A 16,914-nucleotide genomic window follows, 5' to 3' on the forward strand; every position below is an offset into this window, starting at 1 on the left:
GGAGCAGCAAGCATCTATAATTGCAGACTATTTCTATCTCAAGAAGTTTGGCGTTAGCGATTTTATCGGTTTATACGGTAGGAATTACTCAGGGATAGTAGACAGAAGTACATTGTCAAAATTTCAACCCATAATCAGAAGCGCAGGGCTGCCACTATGAAAAAACTCCTCTTACTCTTTATTCCTCTTTTTATCTCTGGTTGCCCTATGGGGGATAAAGTCAATTTACGCCCGGCAAAAGCAACGGCTGTCGGCAGTAAGATCTGCGTTTTTGTCGATAAGAATGATATGAAAAGAGAGGAGCCCATTCTCAAGGTAGCCATATGGAAGTATGGCAATGATAATTATGTCTATGAAAAGTCATATGCAAATACGCCTGTCGCGTTGGAACCGGGGAAGTGTGTGCCCGGCATCGGTGAGTATGATTTTATCCCTGGTGAAGGATACAGTGTTATTGTCAGTACGCCTTTGCATCCTTATGAGGCCGGGTTTATTGTGTGGAAGCGAGGTGAAGAGGTTCTGTTGGAGCCGTATTAGGTTTTAATGTGATCATGCGAGTTAGCCGCTCAGGAATTTTGGTTGCACTGGAGAACGGACTGACGATTTCATAAAGTGGCTTACTTTCTCAATAACTGCCGCATTGACCCGCTCTGATGAGCAACAGAGAAGATCGCCAATGCCCCGTAGTAAATTTTGCCAGGGCTATCGCATATGGTGTAAACATCCGCACTCCGTTCCGCAGCTAACTTGCCCTTCAAATTAACAGCCTATAAGCTGTATTGATAATAAAACGCCCTATAAGCTGTATTTTGCATTTACAGCCTGTAAGGTGTAACGTGGGCAAAGCAGCCTATAATCTGTACACAGCGATAAGCCAGCGAGCCGCTATTTATGAATACCGTCTATCCGTTAAAAACACTGAGCCAGTTACGCCCTTTGCTGGTGGGGTTTCGTAAAGCAAAAGGTTTGACGCAAAAAGACGTTTCGGAGAGGCTGGGTGTCACTCAGCAGACCTATGCACGCCTGGAGTCAAACCCTGCATCAGCCAGTCTGGAGCGCCTTTTTAGGGTGTTTAATGTGCTGGGGGTTGAAATGGCGCTTTCCTCAGAGCTTGCCTCTCTGGGATGTGAAACGGAAGAAACCTCTACAACTCATGTAGACTCGCCTGCAAGACGGGAACAGTGGTGACGAGATGCGTCGTTCGCAACAACGGTTAGCTATCTGGATGAACGGTATTCCGGTGGGATACTGGGAAAAGCGTAGAGGTGAAGATCGGCTGGAGTATCTGCCAGAGTGGATTGCAGATAGTCAGGGGAGGCCTTTGTCGCTTTCTTTGCCTTTCACGCCGGGGAATCAGCCTTATCGCGGTAGCGTGGTGCGCGATTATTTCGATAACCTGCTGCCAGATAGCGAGGGGATCCGCCGACGTTTGGCTATGCGCTATCATGCCGAAAGTCTGGACCCTTTCGACTTATTGGCCGAACTGGGCCGCGACTGTGTTGGTGCCATACAGCTTCTCGATATCGGTGAGCAACCTGCGGATATATTTTCCATCAGGCAACGCCCGCTGGCAGAGGCGCAAATCGCCGAAATGCTCCGCAATACTACCACGACGTTACCGGGGCGACAGGGGCAGGATGACGATCTGCGTCTATCCATCGCCGGCGCCCAGGAAAAAACGGCGCTGCTGTGGCATGACAACCAGTGGTGTTTACCTGAGGGAAATACGCCGACCACGCATATTTTCAAATTAGCGCTAGGCCTGGTCGGAAACATGCGGGCCGATATGAGCACGTCCATCGAGAATGAATGGCTCTGCTCCCTGATTGTTGAACACTATGGTGTGCCAGTAGCGAGTACCCATATTGCGCAGTTTGAAGATCAAAAGGCACTGATCGTTGAGCGTTTTGACAGAAAACTATCAAGCGACAAACGGTGGTGGATCCGCTTGCCGCAAGAGGATATGTGCCAGGCTCTGGGCGTTTCGCCGCTGAGGAAGTATCAATCAGACGGTGGCCTCGGCATTACCGATATTATGGAAATTCTGAGTCGCTCGGAACAGGCTGAAACAGATCGCAGGCACTTCTTTAAAGCGCAGATTATTTTTTGGTTGCTGGCCGGGACAGATGGGCACGCAAAGAATTTCAGTCTTGCGCATTTACCGCAAAATCGTTACCACCTGACGCCACTGTACGATGTGCTATCGGCCTGGCCGCTGATTGGCCCGGGCAATAACCAGATAGCTTGGCAGAAGTGCAAACTGGCGATGGCCGTTCGCGGGAGCAGTAACCATTACCTGCTTAGCCAGATCCGACGCCGCCACTGGATAAAACACGGTGAAATAACCGGATTAGGCCAACAGGAAGTTGAATCCATTATTGAAGAGCTGCTGGCGACAACCCCGGGAGTGATTGATCGTGTCATTGGACTGCTACCTAATTCGTTCCCAGCCGAATTAGCGGAATGCATTTTTGATGGTATCAGGCAGCAGTGCGCGCGGTTGGTAGGGGGATAGTGCGCGGTGCGGGTAGGGGCATGCAGAGCATGCTACTGAAGCTGATCTATTAGTTTCTGATTATTGTGGGAAGCATCAATAATGTGCCTGGCTTTCGGTTAAAGTATTTCCTGGGTGAAAGGTTTTGATTGTTATTACGTAAATCATCACCCTAAAGCCGAGCACCTTTGGCGAATGCTCGGCTTTAGGTTAACTTACAGATTTACTTTAAATTAAATGTGAATTTTTATATTCATTAATAAAATCAATATCATGTAACTCTACACTGGTTTCCCTACGTATGGCTAACCGCTGCCATTCTTCTCTTTCGCAATGGCGCCGATAGCCATGAGAGAGCCAATTCCAACTGCCCAGAATCACTCGTTCCCCGTCGATGATAATCAGTTTCTCGTGTGTCCCTTCCGGTAGACGAATGACGTTATCGTGGCCTAACAATTCGCAATACTGTGCGACTAACGCCGGTTCGCTATCCTCATTCTGGTAGTTCTGTCGGTAGTAGCCGTAGTAAACTTTCACATTAACGCCGCGGCGCTGAGCTTCAGACAATAGTTTTAGCTGCGGTGGTTGGCCAAATCCGCCTTTTTCCCCATAGCGAATCCACGGTGAAATCACGATTAACTCTTTTTCGCACATGGCAGCTTGGGCGGTAAAGGCCGCTATGTGCTCGCAATCGTGATAATAGGCTAAGCGATGCGGACTATTTTGCAAGGTATCGAACTGCGGGTGCTGTGAGCCGAATTCCAGTAAGAAATCTTCCGCTACCGCATTGGCCAGTGTTTTTAAATAGCCCCCGGCTCTGACCAATCGCTGATAATTGCCAACGATAATGAATTGTTGTTTTGCACGTGAGACCGCCACGTTCAACATATTTGGCGCTTTATTCTGGAAAATTTCACCATCGCGGGCGTGATAAATTACCGGGCTATAAATGATTACTTCAAAACCTACCCCCTGAAATTGATGCACGGTGCCGATTCGGGGGGAGGTATAGTGATCCAGTCTTTTCCCAATTCTATGTATTAACATCATTTTCTGATTGGAGTACGGGGTAACGATACCGATATCTTGTGTCAGGTCATAGCCGGCATCTTCCAGTTTATCGAGCAACTGTTCGATGGCATCGACTTCATCCATGTTGGTATTGACCGCACTGCCTTTTTGCCCTTCGACGCTATAGAACATCAAATGATGCTCGCCCATTTCTTTAAAGGCCTCGCTAATGCGAGTTTTGGCCGGTGCCGTTTCAATACTGATGCCGCGATAACCTGCTAACTTACAGAACAGATTGGCGATCGGCGTTTGGCAGCGGCGATGTTCATCCAGGATAATGCCGTTGCCAATATCGCTGACTTGTCCCGATTGCGTGCCGGCCGCACGGTGATAAGCGGTGACTGTCATTGGTGAGACCCGTTCGAAAAGTGTGTTGTCCTGAGCGAAATATTTCTCACGTATCTGGTTTTGCCCTGCTTCAGATAAATTGCGTATCGGCTCGATTTGCAGTGGGTCACCGACCACCATTGCGCGCTCACAGCGGCTTAAGAGGGGAACTAATGATTCTGCGGACATCATCCCAGCCTCATCGCAAAGCGCTAAATGCCATGGCTTATGACCGTTAAGATCGTTAAGCCATTGATAGCCTGCGGCCTTGCGTGCGGAAACCAATGTGGTAGCCATTACCGGGTAAACGAGCGACAACAATCGGTAGAACTGGTCGAAGCGATCTTTCCACCAAAAAAATTTTGGGGCCTTGCCATTGCCAAGCAGGCTTCGCCAGTGGCTTAACACTTCTTCCAGCTCATTTTTCCGCTTTAACTGCTCTTGCCAGAGATAGCCAATGGAGGCGGCGAACATACTACGATGGGTTTTGATAAAGCGCTGACGAAGGATGTCGCACCATGAGCCTTCCGGAAAATGCGTTTGCAGTGCATTGGCCTTTTGCCGGGCGGTTTCAAGCTGTATCTGGAGAGCGATGACCGCCTGTACGTCTTCCCTCAATGCATCCAGCGCAGCGCTGTGCCGCGGGTCCGGAGCAGGTTCTTGCAGAGTGTTTAAATGGGCACATAATTCCGCGTTGTTTTCCAGCGAGTTTGTCGCCGTAACCAGTTGCGCAAGAACGGTATGGGGCTGGTCCGCCAATTTAAAATAGTGGAATTCTTCCGGATAAAAGCTTTCCAGTTTTTGACGGATTGCCGTGTGGCGTGCAGAGAAAAACCGGGCGAACAAGGCGGCGAGGCCCGTTTGAGGATAGCTACTGTAGCCCTGTTCCAGCGGCGAACGCAGTGGGCTTGTCTGCATCCACTGAACTATTTCATTCCAGCTATGGGGCAATGGCCACGTCGCTTCTAACGCTTTCGCGTGTTTTTCGGCATCGATGCGTTTGGTGTATTCGCGAGCAATGCTTTCCTGATGAGCTTCAACCTGAACCAGCAGTTCCGTTAAATACTGGGGGCCTGATGCTGTGGAACTCAATCCATGCTCGTTAGCCACAGTAGAGAGCTGTTGCAGGCGTTGCTCGAAATAGGCCCGGAACGCCGTCAGATCGGGAAACGAGAGCAAGGCCTGTTTGGCTTGCTCGACGCTATCGTGATATTGGGTAAAACAGTGGAGGATTTCCGCCTGACCTGTTTTCAACACGTTGGCATGGGCCGTTTGCCGTTGTTCTTCATACACTTCGCTTTGCCATGAATGCAGTAAGGCGTCCAATCGCAGTAATTCTTTATTGATTTGCTCTTTAGAGCCAGCCTGGAACCACAACCAATTCAGATCCTGCGTAAGCGGGTCTTGGCGTAAGTCGTCGATGATATTTTCAACCGCTTTAATGGCCGTTGACGTGACCAGCATACCCAGATTGACATCATCATCGTTTATCAACCGAAGCGCTCTTTCGACAATCTTTTGCGCAATCAGCGATTTAAATAACGTCGTTTTACCCGTGCCGGGGGCGCCTTGCACGGCAACCAGAAGCTCATCCTGATTAATGGCCTGGATAGCCTGCATTTGCCCATGGCCCAACGGCCAGGTCTCTTCAAAGAGGCCGCAGGTCGCGACATCCCGATAATGAACAGGGTGTTGTTCGTCATGGCTGTAGGTCAAATACCGTTCCAGCGGCGGATAGTCATACTTGTTATCACTGTCGCACAGCGCTTCGTAGTCTTTGCCGTCACTTTTCGTTTGTCCGTCGTCGTTGTGAAGCGGGGCGATGAGCAGATTGAAGCCGGATTCCGGAACGGCATAATGGTGGTTGGAAAGTTTACTTTTCAACCACTCTTCCAGCGTGCTGAAGGCTGAAAAGAAGCTCTCGAACTTGGTGCTGGTCAGGGCGCCGACCAGGCTCATCATGTGCCGGTTTTCACCCAGCTCGGCAATGTCGGTGTTCAAAATTTCCCGGAAAGCGTAAGGCATGGCTTGAACACGCAAACCGTCCTTTACCGGGAGCAGGATTTTATCGGTAGTTTCATCACGAAAAAGCGACTCGGGGAGTTGGGCCATAAACAGCGGCAAAAAGCGAGCGTGTTTTTGATTTCTTGTCTTTTCTTTAATGCGCAGGATGGGGAACATAATTTGCAAAGGTTCAATATGCTCTATATTCCCTTTCCCATCTTTCTTGACGAAGCGCTTGCGCAGGTAGGCAAGGGTTGCCGGTGGCAGGGTGATAAAAACGCCGCGCTCATTCTCATCGCAATCTTGCGCAGATAGCATTAACTGTTGTGACTCGTGCAGTTCACTAGCTGATATTTTGCTTTTTTCGACACCGTTTAGCTTTATATACTCTTGCCATGCTTCCAGAACGATTCGTGAATCTTTACTTATCATTGAGAGCATTCCTTGCACAAAAACTTCCTTTTTAGTCCCTGCGCGTCATCATATCAATAAAAATATTTTATATAATACGTGCTGTATTGAGGCTTGTGAAGTTTGGGTTTTTAGTATTTTGCCTAGCTAGGCATTGTTTGGGGTGGCGTTCGGCGTCAGTAGAGTCAGACACTTTTCCTGTTTGATCGACTGCACAGGAGGGCTACTACGTTGTTACGAGCGTGGGGTCAGTCCACCTGAAGGGATGATGATCGGTAATGCCAACATCACCCCGCCGAACCCACGTCGCTACCTGTACCACGCCTACCTGTCGTTTATGGCGGCACGGGCTATCAGCACGTGATGAACCTGACGGCGTTTGGCCAGGCGGTGCCGCAGACGCTGAAAGAGTATGAGCATACGCTGCTGAAACGCCGCACAAAGCAGGGAATACAGACCAACCTGATATTGAGTGAGGAATGTGAGGTGGACTGGCTACCGAAGTGTGCTCCTGTTTGACGATGAGCGAGTCGATGGGCCGGACCGACTAATACGACGTTATTGACCTGTAGAATCCAATGGACGCTCAATCGCCGGCCACCGATAGTGGTAGTGATCCGAATACATGCAGCAACACTAGGGCATTCTAGCGGCGGTTGAACGATCAACCCATAACTCTCAATCAATCATTGAGAACGTCTAACTTTCGTATGAAAGGATATGACCATGAAATTATGAGTGCCTTTGCTGATGGTCTTATAAACATCATCGTCCTGACCATACCGGCTCCCTTTTTTCCAAGAAAGCATTCACACCTTCAACGAGGTCCTTGCTCTCTAGTCGCAATTTTTCTGCAGGGTACTGCGCTAGAAAAGCATCTTGTATGTTTTTATCTGCGCTGTCACAGGCAATATTTTTGATTGCTCGTGTAGAGGCGGGTGAACAACGCAATATATCGTCAACTAAATCATTCACGACTTCAGATAATTTTTCCTTGCAAGTAACGCGATTGACAATACCGAAGTCAGCTGCTTGTAGAGCATTAATTTTTCTTCCGGTGAGAAGCATCTCCATAGCTAACTTATAAGGCATTTGTCTGGTAAGGCGAAAAATCCCTCCGGCCCCCTGGATTAAACCGAGTTTAGCTTCAGGCAATGCAAAAATCGATTCTTCACTAGCAACAATTAAATCACATGCAAGTGCCAGTTCAAATCCCCCGCCAAAAGCATAACCATCTACCATGGCAATTATAGGTTTATAAATGTCCACTCGCTCAGTCAATCGCGGCCATCCCGCTCGCCCTTTGCTACCCAAACTAGAAAATGGCTCGCCAGAGTCATAACGTGCCTTCAATTCTTTAAGGTCTTGGCCAACAGAGAAGGACTTGCCGCCAGCCCCTGACAGCACAGCAAGCCATATGTCATCGTTATGGTTAAAATCATCCCATACTTGCCGCAACTGTTGGTGCATTTCAAGATTCATCGCGTTTAGAACTTCAGGGCGGTTGAGCGTGATGTAAGCGACATGCCCTCTTTTTTCATATAAAACCACTGGCTCAACACTGCTTTTTCCTATCATCTTTACCTCTTGGTGCTGTTATTAACAGCACCAACCGGGCAGTTATGACCGTCCGATTGGTGCTCAGAACCTTAACTAATTATGGCTCTGGGTGTCTTATGGGAAAATTTTCCGGTTTTTTCTTTCACATCTAAGGCATACATTCTAACGACCTGTTCTCTGCAGAATGCTTGCATATAGGTGCGAAATTCACTCAGCGGTTCTTTAGCTAACACCAACATGCGTTTATTCGCCGGTACCGCCGGAGCAGCCATCAGTGCGATTGCTTGTTCCAGCACCTGATCAAGTTCCTCAGAAGCAACCACTAGATCAAAAATGAATCCAGCATCAGCATCGTCGGCCATAACTTTACGTCCATGCAAGATCACCTGTTTGGCGAAACGTTCACTTGTGGCGGTTGTAAGCCGAAGGTTAGATACGCCAGGGATAATGCCCTCTTTAGCCGCTGGCAGTGAGACATAACATCCTTGCTCACCAATCACATAATCGCAGGCCAGCACCATTTGCATACCGCCGCCGATAGCAAAGGTGTCCACGACCGCAATCCAGGGCTTAGTAATTCTGGCATTTGACTCATTAGGTGAATAGGCCACCCCATGAACCAATTTGTTAATACAGCCCATTTCCCTTCCAATCAAAAAATCCGGATAAGAAATGCCAGAGGCATGAAGTTTTTTCAAATTAATGCCGGAGCAAAAAACTCTACGACCAGCATATTTAGGATGATTGACAATCCCTCCACGTAGCACGCCAGTTTTAATTTGTTTGGAGAGGTACACGATGTCCGCCGCCGATTCTAGATCGCGGACAAAGTCACCGTCTTCTGCATGCAGCGTATCGCCATCGATGAAACTCACAATCGCAGCTTCACCTTTCTTTCGTATCTCCAATGCAGTCAACCGGAGATAACCCGTCCGATTAAAATCATCGACCAGGGTGAAAGAAGAGGCTTTTGGTTGCAACATGGTATTTAATAAATGCATACCCGCCTGACTGTCTTGCAACACCTGCGATAAGAAAAGTGAAAAACAGTAATCCACAGCAACCTGTTCCGGCGTTCCTGTCGTTAGCGTTCCCACCAGTAATGCTGCGGTCAATTGATAGAGCGCCTCGACCCGTATAGGACGGCAATACTTTTCTGTCCAAAATTGGTACAGCTCAAGAGTGTGTTGTTCGAAAAAATGCGAGACTTCCCCGTTACCCGCACATTGGGCAATAATTACATCGTCTCTAAGGTCCGCATTGCTAACGCTCTGTAGTCTATTTCTTAACGCCACCACACACGGCTGTAACGTATTGGGTAATTCATTCATAGTCTGTCCTTAATCGAATCGACATTAAATGCCACGCGCCAGATCAGTTATCCTTGGCGCAATGTACGATCGCTGGCCGAAAGAGACAGCCCAATAGTGTCTTCATGTGAGGTATGGCTGGCTTCCAGCATCAGTTTGCGGCGTACCCGTATATCATTAAAAGCATGCGGATTCATGCCAACGACTAAATCTTCGGCAAGCGCTTTCGGCTGTGTACTCTTTCGGTCCAGAAGTCCACATGCCAAGGCCTCATCGGCACCAAACGTGTTCCCTAGCACAAGTAGTGAACGTACCCAATTAGCCGTCATTTGGTTAGTTAGCCGGTGGATAAGCATACCGGGCAAGGTGATGTCTTTCCCGTTCAAAGCGAAAGTGCTGGTTGGTGTCCCTAAACGAAGATCGGCGATAGCAATAAGGGATAGCGCCGCGAGCCCACACTGGCCGTTACAGATGGCGATAATTAGGGCATTCAGATTTTCAACGCGGCGTAACACTTTTTCCCATTTGTGTAATACATCCACATTTTCCACCCCAGAACTAAGTTCGCTCATCGAACCGGCTTCAAAGTTGAATAACACCATGTTAATGGTAGAACTGCTCTCAACCTGAGCGCATAGCTGGTTGACTTCTTCAATGAGAACGCTGGAAATAGCCGCAGCTCCAGAAATATTAACAGTTAAATTTTCCACAAATCACCTCAATAATGTTAGATTAACTTTCCCACTGTACCAGAGCTGTTTCAATAGCCGCCCCAGGCCCCATAGTCATAAATACACCGATATCACCGGCAGATGTTGTTTTTTCATTTTGAAGTCTTTCCAGAGAAAATAGGAAAGAACCACTGGACAAGTTTCCAAAATCATTTAATACGCTACGAGTGTGGCGTAGATCGTTTTTAGTTAAGCCCAAATTAATGCAAATCGAATCGAGGACCTTTTTTCCGCCGGAATGAACTATCCAGTGATCAATATCGCTGACGGTGAGTCGCTTCTCTGCCAGCAATTTGTTCACTACTTTTTCAACTTTAGAGCCAACGACATAAGGCACGTCTTTTGACAGATAGAAACGATTCCGATGCTGTTCATCATTCCAGTCAAATTTCATCATGCCTATAGCCGACGGCTCAGTCAGGCTGCATTTTGCCAATAATTTTATTGCTCCAGAGGTTAGAGAGGTTTCAGAAGCTTCACTGATAACTGCTACTGCGCTAGCCCCATCACCGAATAAACTATTAACCACTGCGGTGGATGTTGTACCGTCCTCAATATAGGCTGCAGAACAGATTTCTGTACAAACTACCACAGCCAATTTTCCAGGATTAGCAATTGACCAGTTTTTGGCTGCGTCTAAGCCATTTAGGCCCGCAGAACATCCCATGCCGACGATATCTATACGGTTGCAAAAATCTGACAATCCTAGTGATTCGCAAAAACGTGCACTTAATGCTGGAACTAGAAATCCGGTTGAGGTAACACAACAAATACATTCAATATCTTCAATGCGGCTGTCAATTTTTTCTAAACACTTGCGAATTGCATTAGCCCCAAGTTTTAGTGAGTACTCCTCATGACGAGCCAATAGTTCAGCATGGGTTTCCGATTTTGCTGAGCTTTCCGGGAATTCGCCTATAGAGAGATGTCTTTTATTGATACCATTGTTAAGAAAGATAGAACGAATGCGTCTATCCATGATATTAAGGTTATCGCAGACCTCACTCTGGGAGTAAAAAAACTCCGGTACATCATGTGCACAGGATAGAATATAGGTACCTACGCTATTATTAGCTATGTTTTTCATTGAAAAATCACCACCTTCATACTTTGAACCCTCCATAAAATACCCTATGATTCCCGTTACGAATAAAGTGCATTTCTATTAATAGAAAAATTAAAATTTCAAGTATGGAAATTGTTTTTTAATTTAACAATCTCTCTTTTAAAAACTGGCAAATTTTTTTAGTTCCCTCTGCGATCGCAGACGGCGGATAATAGCTGAAGGCAAGACGCATACCGTATATTTCTCGTTTGCTTCCACGTACGTAATAGCTCACGGGTAAAAACGTTACTTGATAAGTTTCAGCACATGCAACTAGTGTCGTGGTATCGATATGTTGTGGCAAGCGAATATAAACGAAGAAGCCGCCTGCCGGGGTTATCCAGGATACCGGCGTTGTGTTCAACTCTTTTTCCAAAACATGCAACATCGCATCGCGGCGTACACGATATTCATCACGGATTGGGCGAACCCAATTTTCCAGAGAGTATTGATGTTCTATTAAGAAACCTGCCACTACATGTTGACTCAATGCACTGCTGCTCAGACTGGTATGATCCTTAATATGCAGCAGATTATCAAAAGTTGCATGACTATGAGCGCTTATAACCAGGTAACCCAAACGCAGTGACGGGCATAATGTTTTTGAAAATGAACCTATATAGTAAACCACCCCCTCGTCATCTAACGTCTTAATTGATTTTGGTTTGTTTTCATTATAGTAAAAACTGGAGTATGTACTATCCTCAATTATTTTGATACCCCAATGACGGCAAACGGAAAGCAGTGCTGACCTCTCATCGTTTGATAGCTGATAAGTCATTGGATTATTAAAGTCTGGATTTATATAAATGACCTTTATCTTCTTACCCTGTTGTTGAGATTCCTTTATGAATATATGTAGCAATTCAAAATTAAATCTGCCTTCAGAATCACTGACATCGTCAACGGAAACCTTTACACAAGGCTTACCCAAGACAGCTACGCAGTCGGTAAAACCAAAGTAGCTAGGTTCAATGATAAGGACATGTTCTTCTGGCTGACGTAACTCATGCAATAATACTAAATTGTATGCTTCTTGACAGCCATTGGTGATAATAATGTCTTTCTCACTGGCACAGATATCCTCATCATTTTTCAGCCATTTGGCAACGTGTGTATTAATCACGCCTTGGCTTGGCCCGTAAGTATAAACATGTTCTAAAATTTGCTCATCATCATATTTCAGTTCTTTACGTAAGAAGTTTTTGTAAACGGATAAATAGTGCTCAAGATCAAGTTTTGCGTAAATTTCAGGGTTGGGCCTCCCCAATGAAAATGAGTAGGCATCAGGGTATTGTCGAATCAATGCACTAACTACAGATAAAACACTCTCTTGGATTTTCATAGGAGAATATATCCATTCATATAAATACTAGTAACAAAGGGAATAATCCCACTGGGAAATTTCCAAATAGTTATAAAAGTATTAATGTCATAGGTAATCTGATTTTTCTATTGACTATCAACTATTTGATAAATCATATCTTGCTGTTGCCAATTCAAAATCTGGTTAAAATCCCTTTCTACCTGATGCTTGTCTTTGTGTAATAAATAAGCAAAGCCAGGTAGCCCCTTTGTATCCGCTGTCTTTTTAACCCACTGTTTAAACTCTGGCAGTGAAAAGAAATTTGAAAAAGAATTAAGCTGCTCAATTTCATTTCTTCTTGGCATGGCCACTAGAATACCATCGCGTTTGAATAAAAATGATATTTCAGATACGTATGACTTCATTTGGTATAACTTTCCTACGTATTGCTTTATAAATTTTTGAGGCATTAAATACATATCTGCGCACAAGCTTACTTGGGTATAACCAAGGCAGGCATTGAATGTAGTGTCGTTAATTGAGGCCCCCATAAGGCGTGCATTAGCCTCGATAAGTACAGGGCCATCTTCGGTTAAAATAACTTCATTGTGCGCAGCACCATAGGCGATACCCAACGCAGACAGGACCTCAAGGGTATAATCAGCTAGCGATTTAGCGTGCTTTTCCTGCGCATCGATCAGGTGCATCCCTTCAAAATTATAAGCGCCACCGCTTACGCGGCTACGAACCTGTTCCCAGATATCGGTGACATAATGTTGTCCGTTCCAACTTAATGTGTTGACGAAGTACTGTGTTCCTTCAATAAGTTCCTGAATCAATACCTCATCATTTACATACCCAAGCAGATTTTCTTTGCCTAGCAGTTTTTCGGCGGCATGCTGTACTTCTTCCTTGTTTTCACACAAAGTAACACCATCGCTGGCTCCGCTATTTAACGGCTTGACGATCACTGGATAACCTTGCTGTTCAGCCCACTCTATTAATTCTAAAACCGAAGAGGATTTACTTTGTTTGATTGAACGAATGTTGTTTTCAGCTAGTTTTTGATGAGAAATATATTTGTTACGTCGCCAATCGGTAGTTTCAGAATCATTTGCCGATTCCATGCCCATGGCTGATGCCAGCATGTCAGCTAAGGCGATACCACTATCTGCCCCAGCTATAATATGACGAATATTGTAAGGTTTTAGCCGCTTAACAAGGTCTTCTAGTACACCAGCATAATTTATTGTTTCGATAAACCCCTGAGTTCGGGTTTTACGAGTAAAGTCTTGCCAAATGTGTATCACATCACAACCACGAGCCATAAAGGCAGCAGCTAGTTCATTTCCAGTCGATAAGACATCGACAATAACAATAGGGCCTTTCATCATTCCTCTCTTATCCCGAATTATCACAATGGCCGAGTTAATATCTCTCTAACATAGAGATATAGAAAGTATAACTATTGTACAATAGTACGGTTATAGTTTATAAATTCCATTGACTGCATTAATAGCCATCAATGATATTATCTTCAATCTGATTTCTGCTGTTTTATTTTTTAATCACTCAGGCTAAGCTTCTTTAACTCTCAATAGTAATAACAATGAAAAGCACGACAACATTAGCGCCGCATAGTAAACTTCTTGATGTCCCCAGTGCTGACTAATCAATCCTTGTAACAAGCCTGCAAAAATGGCACCAGTTGCAATACTATTCGTATATAGAGTACTGGCTGTCCCGGGACTGTTGGGCATTAATTCTTGTAGATAAAGCATACCTAGTGCACCAACAACACCAATAAATATAGCATTCAATAGCTGGATTGCTATTAGTACTATCCGTGAGTCGGCAACTGCCATTCCTAAATAAAATAGTGCAGCGCAAATTGCAGCTAATATCATCATCGATCGTTTACCAAATCGTTTGATCACTGGGGAGCAGAACAGCATGATTAAAATTTCCAGTCCTGCGGCACCTCCCAATAGCCATCCGGCAAATCCGCTGCCCATTCCGGGTATTTCGCTAATATAAATAGGCATGTCAATTAGATACATTGTATCTCCGGCCCACAACATGGCTAAGGCAGTAAACAATAGCCATGCTTCATTTGATCGGGCAGTGACCGGTACGGGTAAGGAATTATCTTTCGAATGTACCGCATGTTGAGTTTTATCTATGGGCAATGATAAGAAAACAATGACAATTCCTAGTGAAAACAGAGATGCGACTAATAGATATAAACTAGTAAAGCCGGAATGATTGATGATAAAAAAGGCCAGAGGAGGAGCGACAACCCAGGAGATTGAAATCTGAGCACGCATTCTCGTTGTGAACTTGATGACGTCAAAGTCCGCTCCTTCGGAATACTGACGTGCTAGTGCGAACAGTTGTGGCATAGCCGTTGTGGCCAATGCTGACATCATCACGCCTAGAGAAACCAGAATGAAATACTCCCGGTTAAATGCAAAAAGCAATGCATTCACAACGGCGACAGAGCAACAAATCAGGATCAAACGACGGCGGTTGCCACCAGCATCTGACTTACGGGCAAGAACTTGACTAACTCCTACCCCAGCCAGAGCGTTAATTGTATAAAACAAACCCACCATAAATGGAGTTGCACCTGTTTCGCGAGTAAGGAAAAGGCTCACTACAGGCATTTGTAATGCACCAGCCATGCCTAAAACCAAAGCCACTGACATGAATGAAAATCTAACGTACTGATTAACAAACTCTTTTTCCTCTCCCAACTCCATTTGATTTTCCTTGTGTCTGAAATGGTAAATGGCACTTAACATTACCAATAACATATGCGACATTTTTGCATCAATAATAACATTAGGGAATTTTACTTGCTTGGTTAAAAATTAATCACTTTGATTGGCTTTTGGTCTGTTTTGTGCGGATACAATGGTCTGTTCTGCTGTAACAAGCACACGACAGTATTAGCAGTATCCTTAAGACTGTGCACCCGGCAGGTGAACAGCGGTGCACACCGAAAAGATGGCTATATATCCATCAATACATTGAAATAAAAGGATAAAACAAAAATGTGTATAGGGTGAACAGTTTTGCGATAAATCTTTTTTTGGCTGTAAGTCCAAGAAATGAATGCTGCGATCAGAAAATGGCGACGGTAAATTTATGCGTAACAAGATTTTTTGGTTTGGGTTCGTGACACGGAACCTAACCGAGTTCTTTGTATGGTTGAATTTTATGCTGTTGTCAGAGCAATAGTCTAATCTTCCTGACCCTGACCCTGACCCTGACCCAAAATCCTGCTCCATTCAGAAACAGAATTCCGGCATGATGAATACTTCCCTGAGCGGAGGTTGTGCCGATGAAAAAGTCACGATTCACCGAAGAGCAGATTGTCTTTGCCCTGAAACAGGCCGAACTGGGTACGAGCGTGCCCGAAGTCTGCCGTAAGCTGGGCATCTCCGATGCCACGTTTTACATCTGGCGAAAAAAATATGGCGGGATTTCCCCTTCTGAGCTGAAGCACATGCGGCAGCTTGAGGAAGAGAATCTCAGGCTGAAGAAGCTGGTTGCCGATCTCAGCCTCGACAAAGCCATGCTGCAGGATGTCCTGGCAAAAAAGAACTGACGCTGGCGCGCCTACGCGAATGGGTCCGGGACCTGCAGGCACGTTACGGGGCCGGCGAGAGACACGTCTGTTTTGCACTACAGGTCAGCCGCAGCTCTTTCCGCTACGGCTCTGTGGCGGCAGACGACAGTGCACTCCGCCTGCGAATCAGGGAAATCACCGAAGCCCGGGTTCATTATGGCTACCGCAGAGTTCACGTCATGCTCAGGCGGGAGGGCTGGCGGGATAATCACAAACGCATTTACCGGCTCTATCGCGAACAGGGTCTGTCCCTGCGTCTCAAACGCCCGCGGCGGAACAAATCGGCGCAGCGGCGACAACCGCAGCCTGAGGGGCTGTATCCGAATCATGTCTGGGGCATGGATTTTGTCTCTGACGCCTTATTTGACGGGCGTCGGTTACGTCTGCTGACGGTCATTGATCTCTACACGCGCGAATGTCTGGGGATTTGCGTGGGTCAGAATCTGCGCTCAACGGAGGTCGCAGAGATGCTGAACGCCATTGCGCTCAGACGTCCCTTACCACAATTGCTGAAAACCGATAACGGCTCTGAATTTGCAGGGAAAATGCTGGACAAATGGGTATACGAAAGAGGGATCCGCATAGACTTTTCACGACCGGGAACGCCCACGGACAATGCCACAGTGGAGTCGTTTAACGGCAGGCTGCGGCAGGAGTGCCTGAATGAAAACTGGTTCATGTCCCTGGAGGATGCCCGGTGCAAAATCGAGGCCTGGCGCATACACTATAACCAGAGACGTCCTCATTCTGCGCTGGGCTGGATGACCCCGTCTGAATTTGCTGAAAAGTCTGCCGGTTGCCAGAACATGCAACCAACATGAAGCCGGTTATTCCTGATTATGACTGGAGCATATTCGGGGTCAGGGTCAATTCCAGCGTTTCACGAAATTTATACTGGGGGCACAAAAGGGGGCATAATCTTGATTTTTTTAATAATATTATATTTTTCATTAAGTTGATT

General features: G+C 46.1%; 12 protein-coding genes and 1 pseudogene. 5 read left to right on the forward strand and 8 right to left on the reverse strand.

All coding sequences use genetic code 11. The annotated features are described in order from the left end of the window. Window positions 1-156: 156 nt before the first annotated feature. The 3 genes from H7A77_RS24935 (at window position 157) to H7A77_RS24945 (ending at window position 2,515) form a co-directional block, all read left to right on the forward strand. Window positions 157-537, forward strand: a complete 381-nt coding sequence (locus H7A77_RS24935) for a putative T6SS immunity periplasmic lipoprotein (RefSeq protein WP_182074792.1) — start codon at window positions 157-159, stop codon at window positions 535-537. 354 nt (window positions 538-891) lie between these two features. After that, the gene (locus H7A77_RS24940; RefSeq protein ID WP_182074793.1) at window positions 892-1,188 is read left to right on the forward strand and encodes a helix-turn-helix domain-containing protein; all 297 of its coding nucleotides are present in this window, start codon (window positions 892-894) and stop codon (window positions 1,186-1,188) included. A 4-nt stretch (window positions 1,189-1,192) separates the two neighbouring features. Further along, complete coding sequence (locus H7A77_RS24945; protein ID WP_182074794.1) at window positions 1,193-2,515, forward strand: type II toxin-antitoxin system HipA family toxin; 1,323 nt, start codon at window positions 1,193-1,195, stop codon at window positions 2,513-2,515. Between the two features lie 207 nt (window positions 2,516-2,722). On the opposite strand, the gene H7A77_RS24950 is transcribed toward H7A77_RS24945, so the two are convergent. After that, window positions 2,723-6,328, reverse strand: a complete 3,606-nt coding sequence (locus H7A77_RS24950; RefSeq protein WP_255443911.1) for an AAA domain-containing protein — start codon at window positions 6,326-6,328, stop codon at window positions 2,723-2,725. Window positions 6,329-6,563: 235 nt separating this feature from the next. On the opposite strand from H7A77_RS24950, the pseudogene H7A77_RS24955 reads away from it, so the two are divergent. Further along, window positions 6,564-6,826 (forward strand): annotated as a pseudogene (locus H7A77_RS24955) (winged helix-turn-helix domain-containing protein); the annotation flags it as partial. 246 nt (window positions 6,827-7,072) lie between these two features. Here the strand turns inward: H7A77_RS24955 and dpgD are convergent. The 7 genes from dpgD to H7A77_RS24990 all read right to left on the reverse strand — a co-directional run bounded on the left by dpgD (window position 7,073) and on the right by H7A77_RS24990 (window position 15,081). Beyond that, window positions 7,073-7,885 (reverse strand): enoyl-CoA-hydratase DpgD, encoded by an 813-nt coding sequence (dpgD, locus tag H7A77_RS24960; RefSeq protein WP_182074795.1) that lies wholly within the window; start codon window positions 7,883-7,885, stop codon window positions 7,073-7,075. Between the two features lie 71 nt (window positions 7,886-7,956). Next, on the reverse strand, window positions 7,957-9,198 hold the full coding sequence (locus H7A77_RS24965; protein ID WP_182074796.1) for an enoyl-CoA hydratase/isomerase family protein: 1,242 nt from the start codon (window positions 9,196-9,198) through the stop codon (window positions 7,957-7,959). Window positions 9,199-9,245: 47 nt separating this feature from the next. Next, on the reverse strand, window positions 9,246-9,887 hold the full coding sequence (gene dpgB / locus H7A77_RS24970) for an enoyl-CoA-hydratase DpgB (protein ID WP_182074797.1): 642 nt from the start codon (window positions 9,885-9,887) through the stop codon (window positions 9,246-9,248). A 22-nt stretch (window positions 9,888-9,909) separates the two neighbouring features. Next, window positions 9,910-11,031 (reverse strand): 3,5-dihydroxyphenylacetyl-CoA synthase DpgA, encoded by a 1,122-nt coding sequence (gene dpgA, locus H7A77_RS24975; protein WP_255443912.1) that lies wholly within the window; start codon window positions 11,029-11,031, stop codon window positions 9,910-9,912. Window positions 11,032-11,113: 82 nt separating this feature from the next. Then, window positions 11,114-12,358 carry a PLP-dependent aminotransferase family protein gene (locus tag H7A77_RS24980; protein WP_182068740.1) on the reverse strand — a complete coding sequence of 415 codons (1,245 nt, stop codon included), beginning with the start codon at window positions 12,356-12,358 and terminating at the stop codon, window positions 11,114-11,116. A gap of 107 nt (window positions 12,359-12,465) precedes the next feature. Beyond that, window positions 12,466-13,713 (reverse strand): ATP-grasp domain-containing protein, encoded by a 1,248-nt coding sequence (locus tag H7A77_RS24985; RefSeq protein ID WP_255443913.1) that lies wholly within the window; start codon window positions 13,711-13,713, stop codon window positions 12,466-12,468. A 183-nt stretch (window positions 13,714-13,896) separates the two neighbouring features. Further along, window positions 13,897-15,081 carry a sugar efflux transporter gene (locus tag H7A77_RS24990; protein WP_182074798.1) on the reverse strand — a complete coding sequence of 395 codons (1,185 nt, stop codon included), beginning with the start codon at window positions 15,079-15,081 and terminating at the stop codon, window positions 13,897-13,899. A gap of 584 nt (window positions 15,082-15,665) precedes the next feature. On the opposite strand from H7A77_RS24990, the gene H7A77_RS24995 reads away from it, so the two are divergent. Further along, window positions 15,666-16,774, forward strand: a protein-coding gene (locus H7A77_RS24995) for an IS3 family transposase (RefSeq protein ID WP_370528362.1) whose coding sequence is annotated in 2 segments (ribosomal slippage) — window positions 15,666-15,927 and window positions 15,927-16,774 — 1,110 coding nt in all. Because the reading frame shifts where the segments join, the coding sequence is not laid out codon by codon here. Window positions 16,775-16,914: the final 140 nt, after the last annotated feature.

The sequence above is a fragment of the Serratia sp. ME47 genome (genome assembly GCF_903970925.1).
Lineage (GTDB): Bacteria > Pseudomonadota > Gammaproteobacteria > Enterobacterales > Enterobacteriaceae > Serratia > Serratia ureilytica.

What these genes read in the sequence shown, in the direction of transcription:
- H7A77_RS24935 (WP_182074792.1), top strand. Translation starts at nt 157, where the DNA reads ATGAAAAAACTCCTCTTACTCTTTATTCCTCTTTTTATCTCTGGTTGC.
- H7A77_RS24940 (WP_182074793.1), top strand. Translation starts at nt 892, where the DNA reads ATGAATACCGTCTATCCGTTAAAAACACTGAGCCAGTTACGCCCTTTG.
- H7A77_RS24945 (WP_182074794.1), top strand. Translation starts at nt 1,193, where the DNA reads ATGCGTCGTTCGCAACAACGGTTAGCTATCTGGATGAACGGTATTCCG.
- H7A77_RS24950 (WP_255443911.1), bottom strand. Translation starts at nt 6,328, where the DNA reads ATGATAAGTAAAGATTCACGAATCGTTCTGGAAGCATGGCAAGAGTAT.
- dpgD (WP_182074795.1), bottom strand. Translation starts at nt 7,885, where the DNA reads ATGATAGGAAAAAGCAGTGTTGAGCCAGTGGTTTTATATGAAAAAAGA.
- H7A77_RS24965 (WP_182074796.1), bottom strand. Translation starts at nt 9,198, where the DNA reads ATGAATGAATTACCCAATACGTTACAGCCGTGTGTGGTGGCGTTAAGA.
- dpgA (WP_255443912.1), bottom strand. Translation starts at nt 11,031, where the DNA reads ATGGAGGGTTCAAAGTATGAAGGTGGTGATTTTTCAATGAAAAACATA.
- H7A77_RS24980 (WP_182068740.1), bottom strand. Translation starts at nt 12,358, where the DNA reads ATGAAAATCCAAGAGAGTGTTTTATCTGTAGTTAGTGCATTGATTCGA.
- H7A77_RS24985 (WP_255443913.1), bottom strand. Translation starts at nt 13,713, where the DNA reads ATGATGAAAGGCCCTATTGTTATTGTCGATGTCTTATCGACTGGAAAT.
- H7A77_RS24990 (WP_182074798.1), bottom strand. Translation starts at nt 15,081, where the DNA reads ATGGAGTTGGGAGAGGAAAAAGAGTTTGTTAATCAGTACGTTAGATTT.